Below are 20,308 nucleotides of genomic sequence, written 5' to 3'. Positions count from 1 at the left end.
GGCAAAAGGACGACAGGCCCTAGTTTATTTCAGGAGTGCGGGCGCGGTAATGCTGATCCCACCAGGTCTCTGGAATTCATTGATGACGCGCCCTAGCGTGTCCCGAGAAGCGCCACTGGTGGCATCCTGTGTTTAGTCAAACGGTTTAATTACTGCTGTAGGGGTTGAGACCAATCGTGAAGCCCAACTTTTATGACCCAGCCGAAGACATTCCCGTTGCCCAGCGCGATGGGGGCAGCAGTGCCAGTGGTCGCAGCCTTGGCCGCAAAGGCTGGCGGTGGTGGCTCCTGTGGTTTGGCGTGGGCCTGTTGAGCGCGATCGCGGGGTTGGCCGTTTCGTGGGTCACCTATCAAGAAACCGAAGCCGCGTTGCCCGTCCCCTTTGAGCCGATGCTGGTGGGTTCGCCAGCCCCAGGGGTGGGGGCCATGGTCGGCGCGGAAGCCACCCCGTCTCGCACCTCGCTGCTGGGGCATCTCGCCTACGAAGAGGCCGAATTGTCCGCCCTGGTGCCGCTCACGCTGAATGGGGAAATTTTGATGCAGCCCGAAGCTGCCGCCAGGTTTGAAGCCATGGTGGCTGACGCGAATGCCGCTGGCATCTCTCTGCTGCCGATTTCGGGCTTTCGTACGGTGGCCGACCAGCAGTATCTATTTTTTGAAATCAAGGCAGAACGAGGACAAACGGTCTCGACCCGCGCCGAGGTTAGCGCCCCGCCCGGATACAGCGAACATCATACGGGCTATGCGATCGACATTGGCGATGCCAGTCAACCCCAGGCCGATTTGAATGTCGATTTTGCGGCGACCCCGGCCTTTCAATGGCTCGCCACCAATGCCCCCCGCTACAGCTTTGAGCTCTCTTTTCCCGAAGGCAATGCGCAAGGGGTGCAGTATGAGCCCTGGCATTGGCGCTTTGTGGGCAATTCGGAAAGTCTAGAAATGTTTTACGGCGATCGCTAGCCCGCTCCTACGGGGGCGCTCGCGCTGCACCAGGCACGGCATGAATCGCCCAGCTGGGCCATTCCCCCTCGCCATGGTTGGCGGTCATGATTGGCGGTATTGTCGTTCATCAGCGGCGGGGCAATTTTTGCACACCGGGTGATCACCCCCTTAAGCTAAAGAGACGCTGCTGGTGGCAGCCCTGACCATCACTGGGCGGTTCGCGTCGCTACTGTGTTAACGGCAGGGGGCAGGCAGCGATCGCCAGTTTTGAGGACATCTGCTAACGATGGGTCAGTTAACGCTCAACCTGATTGCCATTTCCATCTTCACCGTCACGATGGGGATGCTCGTCGGGCCGCTGGTGCAAATACCACAAGCGGTGCCGGTGGTCGCGATCGCCCTACTCGCAGGCATTGCCGTTTTCGACCAAGCCAGCTTTAACGGCACCATTGGCAATCTGTTAATCAACGGTCTCAATCGCCTGTCAGGCGATGAGCGCGAGCGGGTCGTCCATCACGAGGCGGGCCACTTTCTCGTCGCTTATTTGCTGAATATTCCCGTCACTGATTACACCCTGAGCGCTTGGGACGCCTGGAAAAAAGGTTTGCCTGGACTGGGGGGAGTGCAATTTGACACCGCCGATCTAGAAGCTACCCTGAAAACTGGCCAGCTCCCAGCTCAAACCCTCAACCGCTATTGCACGGTCTGGATGGCGGGTATCGCTGCCGAGCAACTCACATACGGTCAGGCCCAGGGGGGCCAAGACGATCGCCAAAAATTTTCCATCCTCTGGCAGCAGCTACAACGTCCCCTCCAAGAGGGGCAGGTGCGCCAGCGGTGGGCGGCGCTCCAAGCCAAAACCCTCCTCGAAAAGCACCAGGAAGCCTACACAGAGCTCGCTGCCGCCATGGCGGCGGATCTACCTGTCGCTGATTGCCTCGCGCTCTTGCAACGCCACGTCGAGCCGACGGCGCTCATTGCCGAGGCATAAGTCACAGTCACAGAATTATCGGGTCAATCAGGGGGAATGACTGTGGACGACTCCGTCTTCAGCAGTTATTCTCCGACTCGTCATCACCCTTGTCGGCAGGTTGCGGCCAGTGGGCCGGAAGTCGTGAATCATGCGGAGGGCGCTGCAAGTTCAGGTCGGTATTGGAGGGTTCCGTAACCTTGCGGTTGAAGCCACTAGCCCCCTTCATTGAAAATAACTTCAAGATCTACAATGAGCCCGTTGACGGGCCTAATACTCTTTGAGGGGGGCTCATTAACTTATTAAAATTCTGCAATTGAGGGCGGCCTTGTGCCAAATTAGGCAGAGGCCATCGTTGGGCAATCTGCAGGCAGGTGTCAAAAAGTGGGCTCTCGCCCAACTTCCCAGATTTCAAGCTCTCTGTTAGGGTTTGCTAGATTAATCCGACTTTAGGCGTGCATCGCTCTTTCCTACCGGAACGGTGAGAGGCAAAGATTATGACCAAGATTACCGGCGTTCAGAATTTAACCGACTTCACCACTGTTGCGCCAGGCGAGTTGCGGATCATTACCAGTGATATCCCCGTCCGCCCAATGAGTTTCATGCGTGACGGTGAGCGGCAGGGGTTTGAACCCGCACTTGCCAGGGTCGTGTGCGATCGCCTCGATCTCAAACCGGTTTGGTTTAACCTGCCTCTCAAACAGTTTTATGAGTCCCTAGCGTCGGGCAACTATGACGTGATCTGGTTTAACCAAATCATTACCCAAGAACGGCGAGCCTGGGCCGACTTTACCCGGCCTTATGGTCGTTTTGACACCGCTGTGCTGGTGCGCGAGGACGCCGAAATTGAGGGCAAAGCGCACCTGAGTCATAAGCGGGTGGGGGTGCTGCAAGAAAGCGTGAGTTTGCGTCTGCTAGAGTTGCTGCCACCCGATATCGAACCGGTTTACTTTGAGGGCAAGCATCGGGTCGGAATCCAGATGCTGCAAGCCCTCCGGAAAGGCCACATTGACGCGATCGTCGAAGATTCGATTTTGCTATTGGCGGCTGAGGCGCAGGGGAATGGTGTGCGCGTGGCCTTTGAAATGCCCTCACAACATCCTTTCGGTGTTGGCGTCTTACCTGGCAACCGCGAATTACTGGACGCGCTCAATATAGTCATGAGTGCGCTGATGCTGGACGGTACGCTCAAGCGAATTTGGGGGCAGTGGATTCCCTTTAAGCCTTATCCGTTTTCGTAATCATTGGGGTGATCGCGCTTCACCGACATCGCCATTATCAGGGGACGGTTCCCTTCCGAGGGAACCGTCCCCTAACCGTTACAGCTCAAAGTTAAAGCCCTGCTGTTTGAGTTGCTCGTAGCGTTGAGGCTCGAATTTATAGAGGCGGGCGGCGCGGTGGGCGACGCCGGTCTGGGTTTCGTCCAGGGCGACCAGCAGATCCATGCGGAGCAGCTTGTTGCGAAAATTTCGCTTGTCAAGAGGCTGGTCCAAGATGGTTTCGTACAGCTTCTGCAACTGGGTGAGGGTGAACTTTTCTGGCAGTAGCTCGAAGCCGATGGGCTCGTAGCGCACCTTACCCCGCAGGCGGGCGATCGCCGCCTGCAAAATCTGGTGATGATCAAAGGCCAGGGGGGGCACGGCATCCAGCGCAAACCAGGCGGTGTCTTGGGCATCGGTGCGGGCTTGGAGGGGATGCCCCGCCAGACTAATCAGGGCGTAATAGGCGACGGAGACCACGCGATCGCGGGGGTCGCGATCGGGCTGACCAAACGTGTAGAGCTGCTCCAGAAATACATCCTCCACCCCCGTTTCTTCCCGCAGCTCCCGCCGGGCCGCCGCTTCTAACGACTCTGCCAACCGCACAAAGCCGCCTGGCAGCGCCCACTCTCCTTGGTAGGGCGTGAGTTTGCGCTGAATTAGCAGCACTTGCAGAGTGGTCTGAGCATCGAACCCAAACACCACGCAGTCAACGGTGAGGGCAGGACGGGGGTGAGTGTAGGTATAGGCCATTTGCCGCGCAGCCAAACAAAACAGAGGGATACAGGGCTCATTGTGCCCCAAGATTGACATAGTGTGATATCGACACTATGATGAAGTTAATCGACTTAGTGTAGAAAACACACTAAAGGTTTAGGTACTTCCATGAATCTGGAAATTGAAGTGGCGGCGGGCTCGGTAGTCGGTCGCGACCACCGCCGTGTAGGCAAAAATAATCAGGATGCTTGGGCCTGGAACGCTTTGCCGCAGGGGCTGGTGGCCGTCGTGTGCGATGGCTGTGGCAGTCAGCCCCACAGTGAAGTGGGCGCTCAACTGGGGGCCGCGCTAATGGTGCGGGCGGTACGGCATCAGCTCGCCCAGCGATCGCTGACGGCGGTCGATTTTTGGCCCCGCGTGCAGCGTCAGGTTTTGCAACGGTTGCGATCGCTGGCCCGACAACTGGGCGATGACCTGGCCATCACGGTGCAGCAGCATTTGCTGTTTACGCTGTTGGCGGCCGTCATCACGCCTGACCGGACCGTCATTTTTGGTCTCGGCGATGGCGTCTATGCTCTCAACGGCGAGCCTCAGGTGCTCGGGCCTTATCCGCAGAATGCACCGCCCTATCTGGCGTATCACCTCTTCCCAGCAGACGCACTCGGCTTTGAGCCGCCGCCGTTGCAGGTGCATTGCCAGCAGCCCACCGATGGCGTCAAGACGCTGTTGTTGGGCAGTGATGGGGTCGTGGATTTGATAGCCGCAGCGGCCTTGCCGCTGCCTGGCAAGACGGAGCCGGTGGGCGACCTGAGTCAGTTCTGGCAAGACCCCTATTTTCAAAATCCCGACCGGGTACGGCGACGACTGACCCAAGTCAACCGAGCCGTGATGCAGCCCGACTGGCAACGGCAGCATGTCGTCAGGCAACCCGGATGGTTGCCCGATGACACGACGCTGGTGTGCCTGCGCCCTCGGTTCACGCCCTCAAGGAGGTCCTGATGGACGTTTACATTCAACAAAAAAAGGTGCGCCTGACGCCGCAGCAACTGATTGGTCAAGGTGGCGAAGCCGAAGTGTATCAGTGGTCGGGTGATCAGGCGGTGAAGGTTTTTAAGCCGCCGACGCACCCAGACTTTAGCCACCAACCAGAGGCCCAACAGGCCGCACAGCACCGCCTCGACCAACATCAACAAAAGCTGCGGCAGTTTCCGCAATCGTTGCCCGCTCGGGTGATTGCCCCACAAACTTTGGTGCATGACCGCCAGGGACAGCAGATCTTGGGCTATACCATGCCCCGACTCGATCAGGCTGACTGGTTGCCGCGCTACAGTCAGCGCGGTTTTCGCCAGACCATCGCCACCGCAACGGTGATCAAGATTTTTTGCGACTTGCACCAAACGCTGACGCAGATTCACCGAGCAGGGGTAGTTGTTGGCGATTTCAATGACTTGAATGTGCTGGTCAAGGGCACTGCCGCCTACCTGATCGATACCGATTCCTTCCAGTTCGGGGCTTTTCCCTGTCACATGTTTACCGCGCGCTTTGTGGATCCGCTGCGGTGTGATCCCCAGGCGACCCAACTGCAGCTCCAGCAGCCCCACACGCCCGACTCAGACTGGTATGCCTTTACCGTCATGCTGATGCAGTGTTTGCTGTTTGTCGATCCCTATGGGGGCGTTTACCAGCCCCGCCGTGGGGATCCAGTCGTCCCCCAGGCGGCGCGACCGTTGCACCGCCTGACCGTGTTCCATCCGGCGGTGCGCTACCCCAAGCCAGCCGTGCCCTATCACTATCTACCCGAGGCGCTGCTGCACCATTTTCAGCAGGTGTTTGAGCACGATTGGCGGGGGCCGTGGCCGCTCGATCTGTTGACAACGCTGACCTGGCAGACCTGTCCCAGTTGTGGGTTGGAACATGGCCGCCCGTGCTGCCCCCACTGTGCGCAACCCCAGGTGACGCCGGTGGCCAAACCGGGGCAAGTGCCGGTTACCCCGGTCTTTCAGACTACGGGCCTGATCTTGTATGCCCGTCAGAGCGAGGGCCAGCTGCGCTGGGTGTACTGGGCGGCGGGCACGTTCTATCGGGAAAATGGTACGCCGCTGTTGCAGGGCGATCGCGGCCCTCACATGCGCTGGCGGCTCCGGGGCGATCGCACTTGGCTGGGATATGGCCAGCAGTGGGTCGAGCTGGGAGCCGTGGCGAAATCCCCCCGTCAAACCGTCGATCGCTATGGTGCGGTGTCCCAATTTGAGGTGAGCGATCGCGCTCTGTGCTGGCTCGCCCAGGGGTATCTGTGGCGGCAGTCTTCGCTCGGGCCGCAGGTTGTGGGGGCCGTGCTAGAGGGACACACCCAGTTCTGGCTGGGGCCAACCTTTGGCCTGGGGCTCTATCGGGCGGGACAACTCCAGGGGGCCTTTGTCTTTGATGTCCAGAAGTCTGGCTTGAACGATCGCGTCCCCCTCCTCCCCGTTACCGGCCAGTTGCTGCAAGCCAGCTGTTGCTTTAGCACTGGGATGGCCTGGCTGTTTTTGACCACGCAGGAACAAGGGCAGCAACGCTATACGTGTCAGGTAATTTCGGCCCAGGGCCAGGTCGTGGCGACGGCCACCAGTCACCCGCAGCAGGATGACTGGCTCACGCACCTGGGCACAGCTCTGGCCGCGCAACACGACCCTTGCCCCTTCTCCGCCGTTAATGACTTTCTGCTGGCGGCGACGGATGAGGGCATTGTGCGCATTCAGGTGCAGTCGGGCCAACTGGCGCACACCCGCACCTTTGCCGCCACCGAACCCGATGTGGACGCCAGTTGTCAGCTCATCGCTGGCCCCCAAGGACTGTGGGTGGTGCGCGATCGCCAAATCGACTGGCTGCAACTGCACTAACCCTGCCCCCTGCTCCCCTGCTCCCCTGCCCCTCTTTCCCATTTTTAAGGAGACTCACGATGAAAACCACCACCCAACTTCCCCTGCCCACCCACTTTGATGCCAGCCGCGTCGGCGAGCTATGGCGCGTGCCCTATCAAGAACGGGCCACCCAGGCCAAGCAGTGGGCCAAAATCCACCACATTGCGCCAGCCGCCCAAGACAAAAAGCGGATCTGCCTGATGGCGATCGATGTGCAAAATACCTTTTGCATTCCCGGCTTTGAACTGTTCGTCGGCGGGCGATCGGGCATCGGCGCGGTGGAGGACAACATTCGCCTGTGCGAGTTCATCTACCGCAACCTGGGGCAAATCACCGAAATCGCCCCCACTATGGACACCCACACCACGTTGCAAATCTTCCACGCTGATTTTTGGGTCAACGATGCGGGCGACAACCCAGCGCCGATGACCACCATCACCCTGGCCGAAGTGGAACAGGGAGTGTGGAAGGTGAATCCGGCGGTGAGCTACAGCCTGGCCCACGGCAACTATGTGGTGCTGCAAGCCTATGCCCTGCACTATGTAAAGCGGCTGAGTGACGAGGGCAAATATCCCCTCACCATCTGGCCCTACCACGCCATGCTGGGGGGCATTGGTCACGCGTTGGTGCCCGCAGTGGAAGAAGCCTGCTTTTTCCATACCCTGGCACGCAACAGTCAGACCAACTTTGAGATCAAGGGGGGCAACCCGCTGACGGAAAACTACTCGGTGCTGCGGCCCGAGGTGTTGGATGGCCCCAGCGGCCAAGCGATCGCTCAAAAAAATACCCGCTTCATTCAAAAGCTGCTGGACTTTGACGCGGTGATCATCGCCGGACAGGCCAAGAGCCACTGTGTCGCCTGGACGATTGACGACCTGCTGACGGAAATTCAGCAGCAGGATCCGACCCTGGCCCAAAAGGTATATCTGCTGGAAGATTGCTCTTCCCCCGTGGTCGTGCCCGGTGTGGTGGACTTCACCGATGCCGCCGATGCCGCCTTTCAGCGGTTCGCCGATGCCGGGATGCAGATTATGCGATCGACCGACACCCTGAGCTGAAGCCAGATCTTGTAGGGGCGCACAGCCGTGCGCCCCTAACAAACCCTTTAATGCATCGTCCCAGAATTCTCCTGAACGGTCATGCATCTGCTCCTTTTACCCATCTACTCATCTACTCATCCACCCTTTCACCCTTCTGAGGAAACCACCATGAACTCAACCAACGCCACGCCCAATATCAACGACCTGTTCCAATCTGCTCACAACGATGGGGCGCTCTCCACGGCGGCGATGCAGGCGCTGAATGTGACCGACATCGGGCTGCAAATTCAGGCGGGACTGGGCACCCCCGTGGATGACATGATGGCCAGCGAGGTCGTCCTCGTGACGCTGATGCCCGACGATTCCGGCTCGATTCGCTTTGCGGGCAACGATGCGATCGTGCGGGCGGGCCACAACACGGTGCTCGATGCCCTGCTCGCCTCGCCCCAGCAAGACCAAATTCTGATCCACAATCGCTATCTCAACGGCCACGTCCTCTACCCCTACTGTCCGGTGAATCAGGCGGTGCGCATGGATAGCCAAAACTATGACCCCAGCCAGGGCACGCCCCTGTATGAACAGACGGTAGTGCTGTTGGGGACGGTGCTGGCCAAGACCCAGCAGTTTATTGACAATGGGGTGCCCGCGAGATCGGTGACGCTGATCATTTCGGATGGGGCGGACTGCCACTCGCGCCGCACCACGGCTCAGGACGTGAAGGTGATCGTGGACGACCTGCTGCGCAGTGAAAATCACATCATTGCGGCGATGGGCATTGACGACGGCGACACTGACTTTACGCAGGTTTTTCGGGAGATGGGCATTCGCGATGAATGGATTCTGACACCGGGGAACAGTCAGACCGACATCCGTCAGGCCTTTGCGCTGTTTTCCCAGTCGGCGGTGCGGGCGAGCCAGAGCGCGGGTAACTTTAGCCAGACTGCCCTCGGCGGCTTTGGCACGCCATAACTGGATGGTGAGCGGAGCGATCGCGCCAGCATTCCCCGCGATCGCTCCGCTCGCATCCCCTGTGCGGGGCAATGTAGGAATGGCATCGACTCACCGCTGTTTTCCAGCTTGCTTTATGCCTGGGGAGAATTCATTGGCTAACATGAGGCAGATCAGAGTCTCCACCCAGTATGAGTGACCAGCCGCGCCCGTTAACCGACGAAGAACTGCTGACTGAAATCTACAGTTCCTTTGAGCCGTTTTTGCCCCCACTGAAAGAAGCCTATGTCGATTGTCGGGAGGTGCGCGGCAAGTGGGACGTGGTGCGGGAATTGGGGCGGCGGATTACGCGATCAAAACAGCCGACCTGCCAGCTCTATACCGGGCATCGCGGCGTCGGCAAGTCTACCGAACTGCAACAGTTGCGGGAATTTTTGACGGCGCAGCACTACTTTGTCGTGTACTTTGCCGCCGACAACGAAGACATCGAACCGCTGGATACCGAATACGCCGATATTTTGTTTGCCTGCACCCGGCATTTGGCCCAGGCCATTACGGTGCAAAACCACAATCCCCTGGTGAACTGGCTACAAGAGCGCTGGGGGGCGTTGCAAGATCTGGCGCAATCAGAAGTGCAGTTTGACGGGCTGACGCTGGAAGGGCAGATCGCGCAGTTTGGCAGCATTAGTTCTACCTTGCGGGCCGTGCCCGACAAGCGACGAGAACTCCGCAAACGCATCAACGACTACACCCCCTCGCTGGTCACGGCGCTGAACGAGTTTATCCGCGAAGCCCAAACAGTGTTGGCACCCGAGTACAAGGGCATCGTGATTATGGCGGACAATCTGGATCGCATTGTGGAGCGACAAGAAGCCGGCAAGCCCAGCAACTACGACGAGATTTATCTCAACCGCAGTGAAATTTTGCGGGGGCTGGACTGCCACGTGATCTACACAGTGCCAATTTCGATGGTGTATTCCGAACGGGCGACGCGGCTCGAAGACAATTACGACAAACCCGATGTGCTGCCGATGGTGATGATGCGGTATCCCGACGGCGACGTGAATGAAGCGGGCATCGATAAATTTCGCGAACTGATTGCCAAGCGCATCGCCCTGATTGACGCTGACCTGGCGGCAAATCTCGATACACACCTGTTTGACAGTGCGGCGACGTTGCGGCAGCTCTGCCTGATGAGTGGCGGCCATCTGCGCAATCTGATGCAGTTGATTCAGCGGGCGATCGACTGGACAGATCAGCTGCCCATTACGGCCCAAGCGGTGCAAATTGCCATTGAGGAAACGCGGGAAACCTATCTCAACACCGTGCAGGCCAACCAGTGGGAGATTTTGGCTCAGGTCTGCCATACCCGCACCGCCGACAACGATGACCGCTGTCTACGTTTACTGCTCAATCGCTGTTTGCTGGAATATCGCTACTATGATGAGCAGAGCAAGCTGCAACGCTGGCACAATGTCCATCCTTTGATCGAAGACATTCCCGCCTTTCAGAACGCGCTGGCGAAAGTGCTGCAAGCCTAACGCATACTCGTCTCGTCCCTGCTGAGGACATCTCTGTCATGAGTCTGGCCCAGTCTGCCAAGCAAATCGCGACTGACCCCGCGGCCCAGTACCAAGCCCTGCGGCGATCTCTACGGCGGCGCAAAGGCTTTGGACTGCTGTTTGTGCAGGCATCGCCCGCCCAGGCTCAGCAAGTGATTCAACAACTCCAGACCGACCTGCCGCAAAAGAAGATCGGCACACTCACCCTCGATGGCCCCATTGACAACCTCTATCGCTTGATTGCCCAACGGCCCGACCTAGCCGACTTAAATATTCTATTTATTCAAGGCATTGAAAAGTCTTTGGAGCCAGACATCAAACCGGGCTACGGTGGCGAAGGCGACTACTATAACCTAGACACCGTGCCGCCCCTGCTCGGCCACCTGAACCAGCAGCGCGACAACTTTCGCGACGATTTTAGCCATCTCTGTCTGGTCTTTTGCGTCTCACCCTTTGCCCTGAAATATCTGATCAAGCGAGCCGCCGACTTCCTCGATTGGCAATCGGCCATCTTTCGCTTCCCCGACGATTCCGTGTCATCCACCCGGGCCACGCTGCAACCGGATACCGATGATCCCTCCAGTCAGGCCGCTGAGCAGTTTTACATCGGCAATGGGTTGTACGAGGCGGGTCGCTATGAAGAGGCGATCGCCGCCTATGACGCCGCCCTCAACATCAAACCCGACAAAGACGAAGCGCTCTACAACAAAGGCAATGCGCTGAGCGACTTAGGTCGCTATGAAGAGGCGATCGCGGCCTATGACGCCGCCCTCAACATCAAACCCGACAAAGACGAAGCGCTCTACAACAAAGGCGGGGCGCTGGTTAATTTAGGCCGCTATGAGGACGCGATCTCCGCCTATGACGCCGCCCTCAAAATCAAACCCGACTACCCTGAAGCGCTCAACAACAAAGGCGTGGCGCTGTGGAATTTAGGCCGCTATGAAGACGCGATCGCCGCCTATGACGCCGCCCTAGGGATCAAACCCGACAAAGATGAAGCGCTCTACAATAAAGCTTGCTGTTACGGTCTGCAAGGCCAAGTAGAGCCAGCCTTAGAGAATCTGGAACGGGCCATTCAACTCAGCCCTGACGAGTATCGCGAGCTGGCAAAGACCGATACTGACTTTGACACGATTCGCGCTGATCCCCGCTTTCAAGCGCTGATGGAAGCGTAGCAGGGTGATGGGGTGACTGGGTAATGAGGGAGCAATTTTAAGTCGAGTAGAATACAGAGTATGAGTTTACCCATGCCGCCGATTTTACACAGCTTGCCTGACTCTTTGCCGATGGAAGGAGCCATTAGTGTAGTGCTGGAAGCAGGCGTTCCGATATTTCGAGCCTCCCAGACGGTGCAACAGCGCATCGAAGCCCTCTTGGATAAGCAGGAAAATGAAACATTAACGTCTGAGGAATTGGCTGAACTCGATCGCTACGCCGAAATTGATGACTACCTCAGCTTCGTCAATCGCACCCTGCGGAATCTGTATCAACGGCCCCCTCAGACTGCTGCCTAACCATGACGCGGCAGCAGTGCAACGTCATCTTTTCAGGTTGACCACAGAGTCCGATTGCCCTGGTCGGCTCGCCCGATCGCATCCCGATAGGTCACTGCGACAACTGTCTGCCCCGCGATCGCACCTTCAGCCACCTCGCTATCGTAGAAAATACCGACGAGATCAGCGGCTCTGGCTGAGATCTGTCCGGGCGGTGATGACAGAGTAGGTCAACTTGGTGGCACAGCTCAGTTCACAAAATACAGTGCGGCCTCGATCTCGATCTCGCCTCTTTGTGGCGATCGTGGCGGTTTCGGTGCTGGCCCACGGCGTAGTGTTGGGGTTGCCCTGGCCCGAGCCAGAGATCAGCCCAGAGCCTTCCCCCCCAGAGCGTGATCCAACTGCGGTGATGGATGTGGCGATTTTGCCCTCTGACACATTGAGGCCTCCTCGGCAGGAGGCGGTAGAGCCGTTTGCGGCTGAGCCGACCGAGACTTCACCACAGGTGGTAGAGCGATCGCCCGCCACACCGCCCCCACCCACCAGTGCTCCACCACCGCCGCCGTCCCCCCGCGAAACGCCACCGCCGACCCCGCCCCAGCCCAAGTCTGAACCCACTCCACCCGGGCCAGATCCGAATGACCTGCCCCCAGAGCCAGGTTCGTCGGGTCTAACCTCGCCACCGCCGCCCCCCACGCTCCAACAGCGTCTGCAAGATGTCGGAGAGTATCAGCACGACGGCTCCCAACACTTCGATTTAGACGAAAATCTCAGCCGAGCCTTTAGCATCTATCAAGATTGGACAGTTCCAGGACAAAGTGTGCCGTCCATCGCCGACCCCTTATCACTGCCCTATGAGCTGGGCGCAACCTGTTTGGATGAGCCGCCGCTGCGAGGAACGCTCATGGTCGTTGTCGATGAAGTGGGTAACTTTCGGCGCGGGCCAACGGTCGTCAGCTCAACGGGATACGCCATTTTGGACGAGCAGGCAGAAGCCTTTGTGCGCACTGGCCAATACCGCCTGCCCGAGGGCAATGAACCTAAAGCGTATGCCGTCAATATCGAGGTGGCCTATCCTGCGGCGTGCCTCTGAGGCATCCCAGTCACCCTCATAGGACTGCATCGCATGACTAACGGCGGCACCTGAACCTTTTTGTAGCCCTAGACACTGATTTTTGGCCGCTCAGGTCAACCTTCCCCGCTGACCCCCTAGCCCTGAGGTGCTAACTAGGAACATAATGACAACTGATGACCCATCCGAAATAAAGTACCCACCATGCTGTCGTCAGCTGTCGAGCCCAAACAAGCGATCGATAATCAAACTACCTACTTCCGCTGTATTGCGGGCTGTTCTGCCAAGCATTCCCTCTACGATGTGATTTACACCTGCCCTTCCTGCGGCAGCTTGCTAGAAGTACATCACGAACGCGAACCGCTCAAAGCCCGTAGCGCCGACCAATGGAAGCAACTGTTTGACTCTCGCATCAGCACGACCAGATGGCCCTACGGTAGCGGCGTGTGGGGACTGCGCGAGTGGGTGATCCCCTCCCTGGCTGATGACAATGTGGTCAGCATGTTTGAGGGCAACACCAACTTGTTTTGGGCCGATCGCTTAGGCAAGCAACTGGGCGTCCCCGATTTGTGGATCAAGCTTTGCGGCAATAGTCACACGGGCAGCTTTAAAGATCTGGGCATGACCGTCTTGGTCAGCGTCGTCAAACAAATGATGGCTGAGGACAAACCCGTCAAGGCGGTGGCCTGCGCCAGCACCGGCGATACCAGTGCGGCGCTGGCCGCGTATGCCGCCTATGCGGGGATTCCGGCGGTCATTTTTCTGCCAGCGGGCAAAGTCAGCACGGCGCAACTGATTCAACCCGTGGCGAACGGAGCCCATGTGCTGGCCCTCGACACCGACTTTGACGGTTGCATGAAGATCGTCAAACAGGTGACTCAAGATAATTCGATTTATCTCGCCAATTCGATGAACAGCCTCCGCATCGAAGGCCAAAAGACCGTGGGCATCGAAATTGTGCGGCAGTTCAACTGGCAAGTCCCCGACTGGATCATCATTCCCGTGGGCAACCTGGGCAACATTAGCGCCCTCTACAAAGGGTTCAAATTAATGATGGATCTGGGGCTCATCAACCGGATGCCGCGCCTGGTCGCCGCCCAAGCCGCTCAGGCCAATCCCTTCTACGAGGCATTCCAGCAAGGCTTTAAGGAAAAAGTCAGCAAGACCGCAGGCGATACCCTGGCGAGTGCCATTCGCATCGGTGACCCCGTTAGCTATGACAAGGCCACAACCGCCATTCGGGAAAGCGACGGCATTGTCGAGCAGGCTACCGAAAATGAACTGGCTGCCGCGACCGCCGAGGCCGATTTGACGGGCATGTTTACCTGCCCCCACACCGGCGTCGCCCTGGCGGTGCTGAAAAAGCTGATCAACCGGGGCCTGATTAAGGCGAGCGATCGCACCGTTGTCATTAGCACCGCCCACGGTCTCAAGTTCACCGACTTCAAGGTCAAGTATCACGAATCGCGATTGGAAGATGTCATGAGCCAGTACGCGAATCCCGCCGTTCACTTACCCGCCGATGCCGATGTCGTACAAGCCGAGATTCAAAAACGGTTGAGCCACTAAGTTTCGAACTCACGGGTCGCCACCATCACAGCGGCCATGCGGTGGGAATGCGATCGCTTAACGCGGCTTCGGCAAAATCGTTGGTCTCAAGCATCGGTATCACTCGTGCTAGGTCAGCCGTTATGCGTGGTGCGATCGCCCTATTTTGGAGAATCCCCCATGGGTATGCCCTGCCAAGTTAACAGCATCCTCAAGCTCAAGCCGGATCAGGGATATCCCAAGCGGTTAGCCATCGGCGATCGCCACCGCGTACAGAAACCGGGCTATCGCATCTTTCCCCTCGACGTGCCACTGTGTCTGGTTGATGAGTCTTGGCAGGCTCATGCTGACATCGTGATTGAAAAACTGATCTGGCAGCAACAAACTACCGATCTCGAATTTAGGATCACCCGGATCTACGATGCCCCGTTTGCCATGCAATAAGCGATCGCGAATCAACGAAGTCACCAATTATGAGAAATGGAGCTAAGCGGATTCGAACCGCTGACCCCTTGAATGCCATTCAAGGGGTCAGGCCTTATTACACATAGGTTTCAGAGCTTAAATCTCTAGTTGCCTCCCATTTACACACCCAAGGTACAAATATTCTTCACTTCTGCACAGATCTCTTTAACGAACGTGCCAAAACGTATTCGGCTTTGAGCTGGCGGGCTTCGCTAACGAGGCTAGAAGATGACAAAGAGAGCCTGTTTAATCGCAGCCCCGCTAGTTTAAGGCATCCAAAGGCCGCCAATCGCCGGTGAGGACAAACGCGGCCCAGTAGTAGGGATGAGCGTAGTTGTCGGAATTAATCATCTCTAACTGCACTTGGCGCAACGCTTCACTACGTCCCATGCCGCTGAGCAGGTTCTCGTAGTAGCGCACCATCAGGTCTTGGGTGCCTTCATCTTCTACACGCCACAGGCTCATGACCAAAGACTCCGCCCCCGCCAGAGTAAAGGCTCGCCGTAGACCGTAAACCCCTTCGCCGCTGACCACCTCGCCCTGGGCCGTTTCGCAAGCCGAGAGCACTACCAGTTGAGTGCCGTAGAGGTTAAGACTGGCCGCTTCCAGGGCAGTGAGAATACCGTCTTCTTCGCCACTATTGCGGGTATTAAAGCCTTCCAGGGCCAGCATGGCGCGGAGCAGGGGATTTTCGATGGGCACTTCGTAAGTATCACCAAAGGCCGTGCCTTCAGCGTCCCGTCTTGCCTGACGGCGGGGGGCGTCTTCGAGGAAAAGACCGTGGGTGGCGATGTGTAAGAGGCGGGGAGCTTGGGCTTGCTTGAGGGCGGTTTCAGTCGCACCTCGCCCAGTGAGGAAGTCCGCATCTGGGAGCAGAGCGCTGAGGGCACGACCCTCATGAAAGGCGTATTCTAATAGCCCTACCGAGAGGGTCGCCAGATCAACTGAGCGCTGACCCGTGTCATTAGGCGCAACGGTAACAATCTCATCAATCTCGCCATAGTTAGGAGCCGCGAGGATGAGAGGAGGGTTAGAGCTGGGGGGAATCGAGTCGAGCTTGAGCAGGTCACGACCACTGGTGAGGTAGCTAATCTCGAAGGCTTCAATCAGGTATTGACCACGGTTGGAGCGCAGTACTTCAAAAGGAACTTGGTTGAGAGCACCGTCAGGGGAAATCAGCAGGTGTTCGACCCCCTCCAGTTGATCCCGGAGCGGAACCATGACTAGCGCATCCAGAGTTTGAGCGCGGCGATGAATCTCGTCCACACTTTGGCTAGAGTCTTCTACGGCCTGGGCGAGAGAGAGGACGGCAGCATCAATTCCGGCAGCATCCCCCAGGTCCATCGCCTCCATACGACCGTCGGGAAACAGCAGGTAGGCCGCGTAGCGAGGGTCGCCAAAACGGTTGGCAAAATCAGCCTGGGCATCAAAGGGCCGATAGCGCACGTATTCCACCAGCACCCCATCAGTAGGAATTTGTGCCTGCACTGTAGCCATGTCAACGGGTTCACGCTCCGCTCGGAAGATAGCGCTACGCTGCGCTAAAGTCTTTTCCAAGTCTGTGGCTTTGGTTTCTAGTTGCGCGAGTTGCTGCCGATATAGCTCAGGCGGTAGGTCGGTTGGAGGATTGAAAGTGAGAGCCGCGAGTTGCTGACGAACCGCAATAAAATCATCCAGCACTGTTTGGTCGGCTGGGGTAAGGTTTCGTCGGAGCCGCTGCAGGCTGGTACTGCCTGCCTCTAGCAGCCGTCCCTTGCGGCGCAGCAGCGTGGTTAGCCCTAAAGACTGCGCTTCGGTTGCCTGCAGGGAAAGGGTAATAGCCGAATTCGTGGTGCCTGAGAGGGTGGCAGCATATTCCTGCCGTTGGGCGTCAGTCAGGGTGACCAGATTCAGCTCCAAGTTCCACTCTTGAATCCCTAACCCGGCCTGGAAGGCGGGCACCGCCTGGGCGATGTTTCCCTCGGCCAGGTACATCGCTGCTAGGTTGTTGAGGCTGGTGGCGACAGCGGGATGGCGCTCTCCCAACTGCTTACGGTAAATCGCCAGGGCTTCTTCATAAAGGGGCTCGGCTTCTCCATTGCGACCTTGGTCGCTATACAGCCCAGCCAGGTTGTTGAGGCTGGTGGCGACCAGAGGATGGCGGTCCCCCAACTGCTCGCGCCAAATCGCCAGGGATTCTTGATAAAGGGGCTCGGCCTCCCCATAGCGACCCTGTGCTTGATACAACTCGGCCAGGTTATTGAGGCTGAAGGCCACGTCGGGATGGCTTTCCCCTAGCTGCTCGCGGCGAATCGACAGGGATTCTAAAAAGCGGGATTCCGCCTTCCCGTAGTGACCCTGAGCACGATATAGACGGGCTAAGTTGCCGAGGCTGGTGGCGACAAGGGGGTGGCGCTCTCCCAACTGCTCGCGATAAATCGATAGGGCTTCTTGAAAGCGGGGTTCGGCTTCCCCATAGCGGCCCTGGTCTTGATACACCACTGCCAGGTTGTTGAGGCTGCCGGCAACATCGGGATGACGATTCCCCAACTGCTCGCGATAAATCGCCAGGGCTTCTTGAAGAAGGGGTTCGGCTTTTCCATAACGACCCTGGTTTTGATACAGCGCGGCCAGGTTGTTCAGGCTGGTGGCCACAGATGGATGGCGATTCCCTAACTGCTCGCGATAAATCGATAGGGCTTCTTCATAGAGGGGCTCGGCTTCTCCATAGCGTCCTTGGTTGTCATGCAGAAAGGCCAGGTTATTGAGGCTAATGCCAACAGCGAAATGGCGCTCTCCCAACTGCTCGCGATAAATCGCCAGGGATTCTTCGGCTAAGGGAATGACTGCCTGGTATCGTCCCGCCTGGTAGCGTTCAATCACCTGTTGATTGAGACTGACGGCCCGTTGCAGCGCTTCTGCTTGAGCAATATCAGCGGCAGTCGCCGGTTTCCAGCTCAGGGTATACCGCCCGGTTGCCCCTACCATGTAGGAATTAGCAGCCATCTGATAGGTTCCAGTAGTGGGTAAGGTCACGATAATCCAAGAATTCGTGCCACCATTGCCGTTATCATCTTGAGCGATAGTCTGGCCGTCAGGTCCGATCAGCAGGAGATAGGTGTCAAACGCGTCACTCATCAGCTCAATGGTGATGGATTCTCCGGCCCGCCCCTCAAAGGGATGCACATTAAAATAGCTACCATCTTCTAGGGTGTCGCTGGCCTCATCCAGTTGCCCGGTTACAGTATTGGGTGTCACCTGAGCCAGTCGAGCATCCTCCGCCAGAGCCAGCGGAGCCGGTCCACATAGCCCCAATGCCACTAAACTGCCAACCCACCAGCGTATTGCCATCATTTATCCCCTCTTAGCATCCTAAACCCTGCCCCAAATCCGCCTTAACGTTAATTTTCCAAAAAATCGAGTCGCTCCTCCAGCGCCGCCACCTGATCCGAGTCGCCCAATACGTCATAGAGCGCCAACGCTTGCTGAGTCTGAGCGATCGCCGCCTTAAACCAACCACCCTTTCTTGAATCAATCACGGTAAGTTGTCTCCATTTTTGGCTTATCTCTTTTTAGTCACCAGCATTAGCTACTGATTCCTCCAATGGCCGCCAATCCCCGGTGAGCACAAACGCGGCCCAATAGTAAGGGTGGCTGTAGTCATCCGAGCTGATCATCTCTAACTGCACCTGGCGCAAGGCTTCACTGCGACCCATGCCGCTGAGTAAGTTCTCGTAATAGCGCACCATCAGGTCTTGGGTGCCTTCATCTTCCACGCGCCACAGGCTCATGAGCAAAGACTCTGCCCCAGCTAGGGTAAAAGCTCGCCGTAGACCGTAAACGCCTTCGCCGCTGACCACCTCACCCTGGGCCGTTTCACAAGCCGAGAGCACCACCAGTTGAGTTCCGTAGAGGTTTAGACTGGCCGCTTCCAGGGCAGTGAGAATGCCGTCTTCCTGTCCACTATTGCGGGTATTAAAGCCTTCTAGGGCCAGCATGGCGCGGAGCAGAGGATTTTCGATGGGCACTTCGTAAGTACCACCAAAGGCCGTGCCATCAGGATCACGGTTTGCCTGACGGCGGGGCGAGTCTTCGAGGAAAAAACCATGGGTGGCGATATGCAAGAGGCGGGGAGATTGGGATTGCTTGAGGGCCGTTTCTGTTGCGTCACGCCCGGTGAGAAAGTCCGCATCCGGGAGCAGAGCACTGAGGGCACGACCCTCACGGAAGGCATATTCCAATGGACTAACGGTGAGGGATGCCACATCAACTGAGCGCTGGTTATCGTTATTGGGCGCTGCGGCAACAATCTCTTCAATCACGCCATAGTTGGGAGCGGCGAGGATGAGGGCGTTGTTAGTGCTGGGGGGAATCAGGTCAAGCTTGAGCAGGTCACGACCACTGGTGAGGTAGCTGATTTCGAAGGTTTCAATCAGGTATTGACCACGGTTGGAGCGCAGCACTTCAAAGGGAATTTGGTTGAGGGCACCGTCAGGGGAAATCAGCAGGTGTTCGACCCCCTTCAATGACTCCCGGAGCGGAGCCATGACCACTGCATCCAGGGTTTGAGCGCGGCGATGAATTTCGTCCACGCTTTGGTTGGGGTCTTCTAATGCCTGGACGAGGGAGAGAACGGCAGCATCAATTTCGGCAGCATCTCCCAGATCCTTCGCCACCATCCGACCATTGGGAAACAGCAAGTAGGCAGCGTAGCGAGGGGCACCCCAACGATTGGCTGGATCAGCTTGGTCATCAAATGGCCGATAGCGCACGTACTCTATAAGCACCCCATCAGTGGGAATGTGGGATTGCACCGTGGCAATGTCAACGGGTTGGGTCTCAGCTCGGAAGACAGCACTGCGCTGAGCTAAGGTCTTTTCCAAGGCTTCGGCTTCGGCTTCTAGTTCAGCGAGTTGCGCTCGATATTGCTCAGGCGAGAGATTGGCCGGAGGATTGAAGGTGAGAGCCGCGAGTTGCTGACGCACAGCCACAAATTCATCTAGAATCACCCGGTCGGCTGGGGTGAGGTTTTGCCGCAGCTGCTGCAGGCTGCGGCTGCCCGCTTCTAGCAGGCGACCCTTGCGCCGCAGCAGCGTGGCTAGCCCCAGGGATTGCGCCTCGGTTGCTTGCAGCGAGAGAGAAATAGCAGCATTCGTAGTGCCCGCGAGGGTGGCAGCATAGTCCCGCCTTTGAACCTCGGTAAGGGTAGCGAGGTTCAACTCCAGGTTCCATTCTTCGATCTCTAGCCCAGCCTGGAAGGCGGGCACCGCTTGGGCGATGTTTCCCTGGGCACGGTATAGCTCGGCCAAGTTGTTGAGGCTGGCTGCGACATCGGGATGGCGATTCCCTAACTGCTCGCGCCAAATTGCCAGGGCTTCTACATAGAGGGGTTCGGCCTCCCCATAGCG

At 57.7% G+C, this 20,308-nt stretch carries 17 protein-coding genes and 1 tRNA gene; 13 read left to right on the top strand and 5 right to left on the bottom strand.

The genetic code is table 11. The annotated features are described in order from the left end of the window. Positions 1-176: 176 nt before the first annotated feature. The 3 genes from JUK32_RS21835 to JUK32_RS21825 all read left to right on the top strand — a co-directional run bounded on the left by JUK32_RS21835 (position 177) and on the right by JUK32_RS21825 (position 3,152). Entirely contained in the window at positions 177-959 is a 783-nt protein-coding gene (locus tag JUK32_RS21835; protein WP_309224604.1) for a D-alanyl-D-alanine carboxypeptidase family protein, read from the top strand. A 268-nt stretch (positions 960-1,227) separates the two neighbouring features. Then, a complete protein-coding gene (locus tag JUK32_RS21830) occupies positions 1,228-1,932 on the top strand; it encodes an ATP-dependent Zn protease (RefSeq protein WP_204140984.1) in 705 nt (234 codons plus the stop codon). 476 nt (positions 1,933-2,408) lie between these two features. Further along, a complete protein-coding gene (locus JUK32_RS21825; protein ID WP_204140983.1) occupies positions 2,409-3,152 on the top strand; it encodes an ABC transporter substrate-binding protein in 744 nt (247 codons plus the stop codon). A gap of 78 nt (positions 3,153-3,230) precedes the next feature. On the opposite strand, the gene JUK32_RS21820 is transcribed toward JUK32_RS21825, so the two are convergent. Further along, a complete protein-coding gene (locus JUK32_RS21820; RefSeq protein WP_204140985.1) occupies positions 3,231-3,923 on the bottom strand; it encodes an NUDIX domain-containing protein in 693 nt (230 codons plus the stop codon). Between the two features lie 132 nt (positions 3,924-4,055). On the opposite strand from JUK32_RS21820, the gene JUK32_RS21815 reads away from it, so the two are divergent. The 10 genes from JUK32_RS21815 to JUK32_RS21770 all read left to right on the top strand — a co-directional run bounded on the left by JUK32_RS21815 (position 4,056) and on the right by JUK32_RS21770 (position 14,900). Then, positions 4,056-4,886, top strand: coding sequence for a protein phosphatase 2C domain-containing protein (locus tag JUK32_RS21815; protein ID WP_204140982.1), 831 nt, complete (start codon positions 4,056-4,058; stop codon positions 4,884-4,886). Continuing rightward, positions 4,886-6,769, top strand: a complete 1,884-nt coding sequence (locus tag JUK32_RS21810) for a hypothetical protein (RefSeq protein ID WP_204140981.1) — start codon at positions 4,886-4,888, stop codon at positions 6,767-6,769. Before JUK32_RS21815 ends, JUK32_RS21810 begins: the two co-directional genes overlap by 1 nt. 59 nt (positions 6,770-6,828) lie before the next feature. Then, positions 6,829-7,848, top strand: coding sequence for an isochorismatase (locus JUK32_RS21805; RefSeq protein ID WP_204140980.1), 1,020 nt, complete (start codon positions 6,829-6,831; stop codon positions 7,846-7,848). A gap of 150 nt (positions 7,849-7,998) precedes the next feature. Beyond that, entirely contained in the window at positions 7,999-8,799 is an 801-nt protein-coding gene (locus JUK32_RS21800) for a hypothetical protein (RefSeq protein ID WP_204140979.1), read from the top strand. 170 nt (positions 8,800-8,969) lie between these two features. Then, entirely contained in the window at positions 8,970-10,319 is a 1,350-nt protein-coding gene (locus JUK32_RS21795; protein ID WP_204140978.1) for an AAA family ATPase, read from the top strand. 38 nt (positions 10,320-10,357) lie between these two features. Continuing rightward, positions 10,358-11,518, top strand: coding sequence for a tetratricopeptide repeat protein (locus tag JUK32_RS21790; protein ID WP_204140977.1), 1,161 nt, complete (start codon positions 10,358-10,360; stop codon positions 11,516-11,518). A gap of 60 nt (positions 11,519-11,578) precedes the next feature. Further along, positions 11,579-11,857, top strand: coding sequence for a hypothetical protein (locus JUK32_RS21785; protein WP_204140976.1), 279 nt, complete (start codon positions 11,579-11,581; stop codon positions 11,855-11,857). A gap of 244 nt (positions 11,858-12,101) precedes the next feature. Continuing rightward, a complete protein-coding gene (locus tag JUK32_RS28295) occupies positions 12,102-12,929 on the top strand; it encodes a hypothetical protein (RefSeq protein WP_204140975.1) in 828 nt (275 codons plus the stop codon). 186 nt (positions 12,930-13,115) lie between these two features. Beyond that, positions 13,116-14,477 (top strand): threonine synthase, encoded by a 1,362-nt coding sequence (gene thrC, locus JUK32_RS21775; protein ID WP_375541598.1) that lies wholly within the window; start codon positions 13,116-13,118, stop codon positions 14,475-14,477. Between the two features lie 159 nt (positions 14,478-14,636). Next, complete coding sequence (locus JUK32_RS21770) at positions 14,637-14,900, top strand: DUF2584 family protein (RefSeq protein WP_204140973.1); 264 nt, start codon at positions 14,637-14,639, stop codon at positions 14,898-14,900. A gap of 37 nt (positions 14,901-14,937) precedes the next feature. Here JUK32_RS21770 and JUK32_RS21765 read toward each other — a convergent pair. From JUK32_RS21765 to JUK32_RS21750, 4 genes are all read right to left on the bottom strand, one after another. Continuing rightward, positions 14,938-15,037 (bottom strand) — tRNA-Ala (locus tag JUK32_RS21765). A gap of 145 nt (positions 15,038-15,182) precedes the next feature. Further along, positions 15,183-18,251 (bottom strand): tetratricopeptide repeat protein, encoded by a 3,069-nt coding sequence (locus JUK32_RS21760; RefSeq protein ID WP_239112940.1) that lies wholly within the window; start codon positions 18,249-18,251, stop codon positions 15,183-15,185. A gap of 50 nt (positions 18,252-18,301) precedes the next feature. Further along, positions 18,302-18,439, bottom strand: coding sequence for a hypothetical protein (locus tag JUK32_RS21755; protein WP_204140971.1), 138 nt, complete (start codon positions 18,437-18,439; stop codon positions 18,302-18,304). Positions 18,440-18,472: 33 nt separating this feature from the next. Continuing rightward, the coding region (locus tag JUK32_RS21750) for a CHAT domain-containing tetratricopeptide repeat protein (RefSeq protein ID WP_204140970.1) at positions 18,473-20,308 on the bottom strand (1,836 nt) is incomplete at its 5' end.

Origin of the sequence: Halomicronema sp. CCY15110 (assembly GCF_016888165.1) — a bacterium.
GTDB lineage: Bacteria > Cyanobacteriota > Cyanobacteriia > Phormidesmidales > Phormidesmidaceae > Halomicronema.
This window is presented reverse-complemented; position numbering and strand designations above follow the sequence as displayed.

Bases quoted from the DNA above. Each gene is read 5' to 3' on its own strand.
- JUK32_RS21830 (WP_204140984.1), top strand. From the start codon at position 1,228: ATGGGTCAGTTAACGCTCAACCTGATTGCCATTTCCATCTTCACCGTC.
- JUK32_RS21825 (WP_204140983.1), top strand. From the start codon at position 2,409: ATGACCAAGATTACCGGCGTTCAGAATTTAACCGACTTCACCACTGTT.
- JUK32_RS21820 (WP_204140985.1), bottom strand. From the start codon at position 3,923: ATGGCCTATACCTACACTCACCCCCGTCCTGCCCTCACCGTTGACTGC.
- JUK32_RS21815 (WP_204140982.1), top strand. From the start codon at position 4,056: ATGAATCTGGAAATTGAAGTGGCGGCGGGCTCGGTAGTCGGTCGCGAC.
- JUK32_RS21810 (WP_204140981.1), top strand. From the start codon at position 4,886: ATGGACGTTTACATTCAACAAAAAAAGGTGCGCCTGACGCCGCAGCAA.
- JUK32_RS21805 (WP_204140980.1), top strand. From the start codon at position 6,829: ATGAAAACCACCACCCAACTTCCCCTGCCCACCCACTTTGATGCCAGC.
- JUK32_RS21800 (WP_204140979.1), top strand. From the start codon at position 7,999: ATGAACTCAACCAACGCCACGCCCAATATCAACGACCTGTTCCAATCT.
- JUK32_RS21795 (WP_204140978.1), top strand. From the start codon at position 8,970: ATGAGTGACCAGCCGCGCCCGTTAACCGACGAAGAACTGCTGACTGAA.
- JUK32_RS21790 (WP_204140977.1), top strand. From the start codon at position 10,358: ATGAGTCTGGCCCAGTCTGCCAAGCAAATCGCGACTGACCCCGCGGCC.
- JUK32_RS21785 (WP_204140976.1), top strand. From the start codon at position 11,579: ATGAGTTTACCCATGCCGCCGATTTTACACAGCTTGCCTGACTCTTTG.
- JUK32_RS21770 (WP_204140973.1), top strand. From the start codon at position 14,637: ATGGGTATGCCCTGCCAAGTTAACAGCATCCTCAAGCTCAAGCCGGAT.
- JUK32_RS21760 (WP_239112940.1), bottom strand. From the start codon at position 18,251: ATGGCAATACGCTGGTGGGTTGGCAGTTTAGTGGCATTGGGGCTATGT.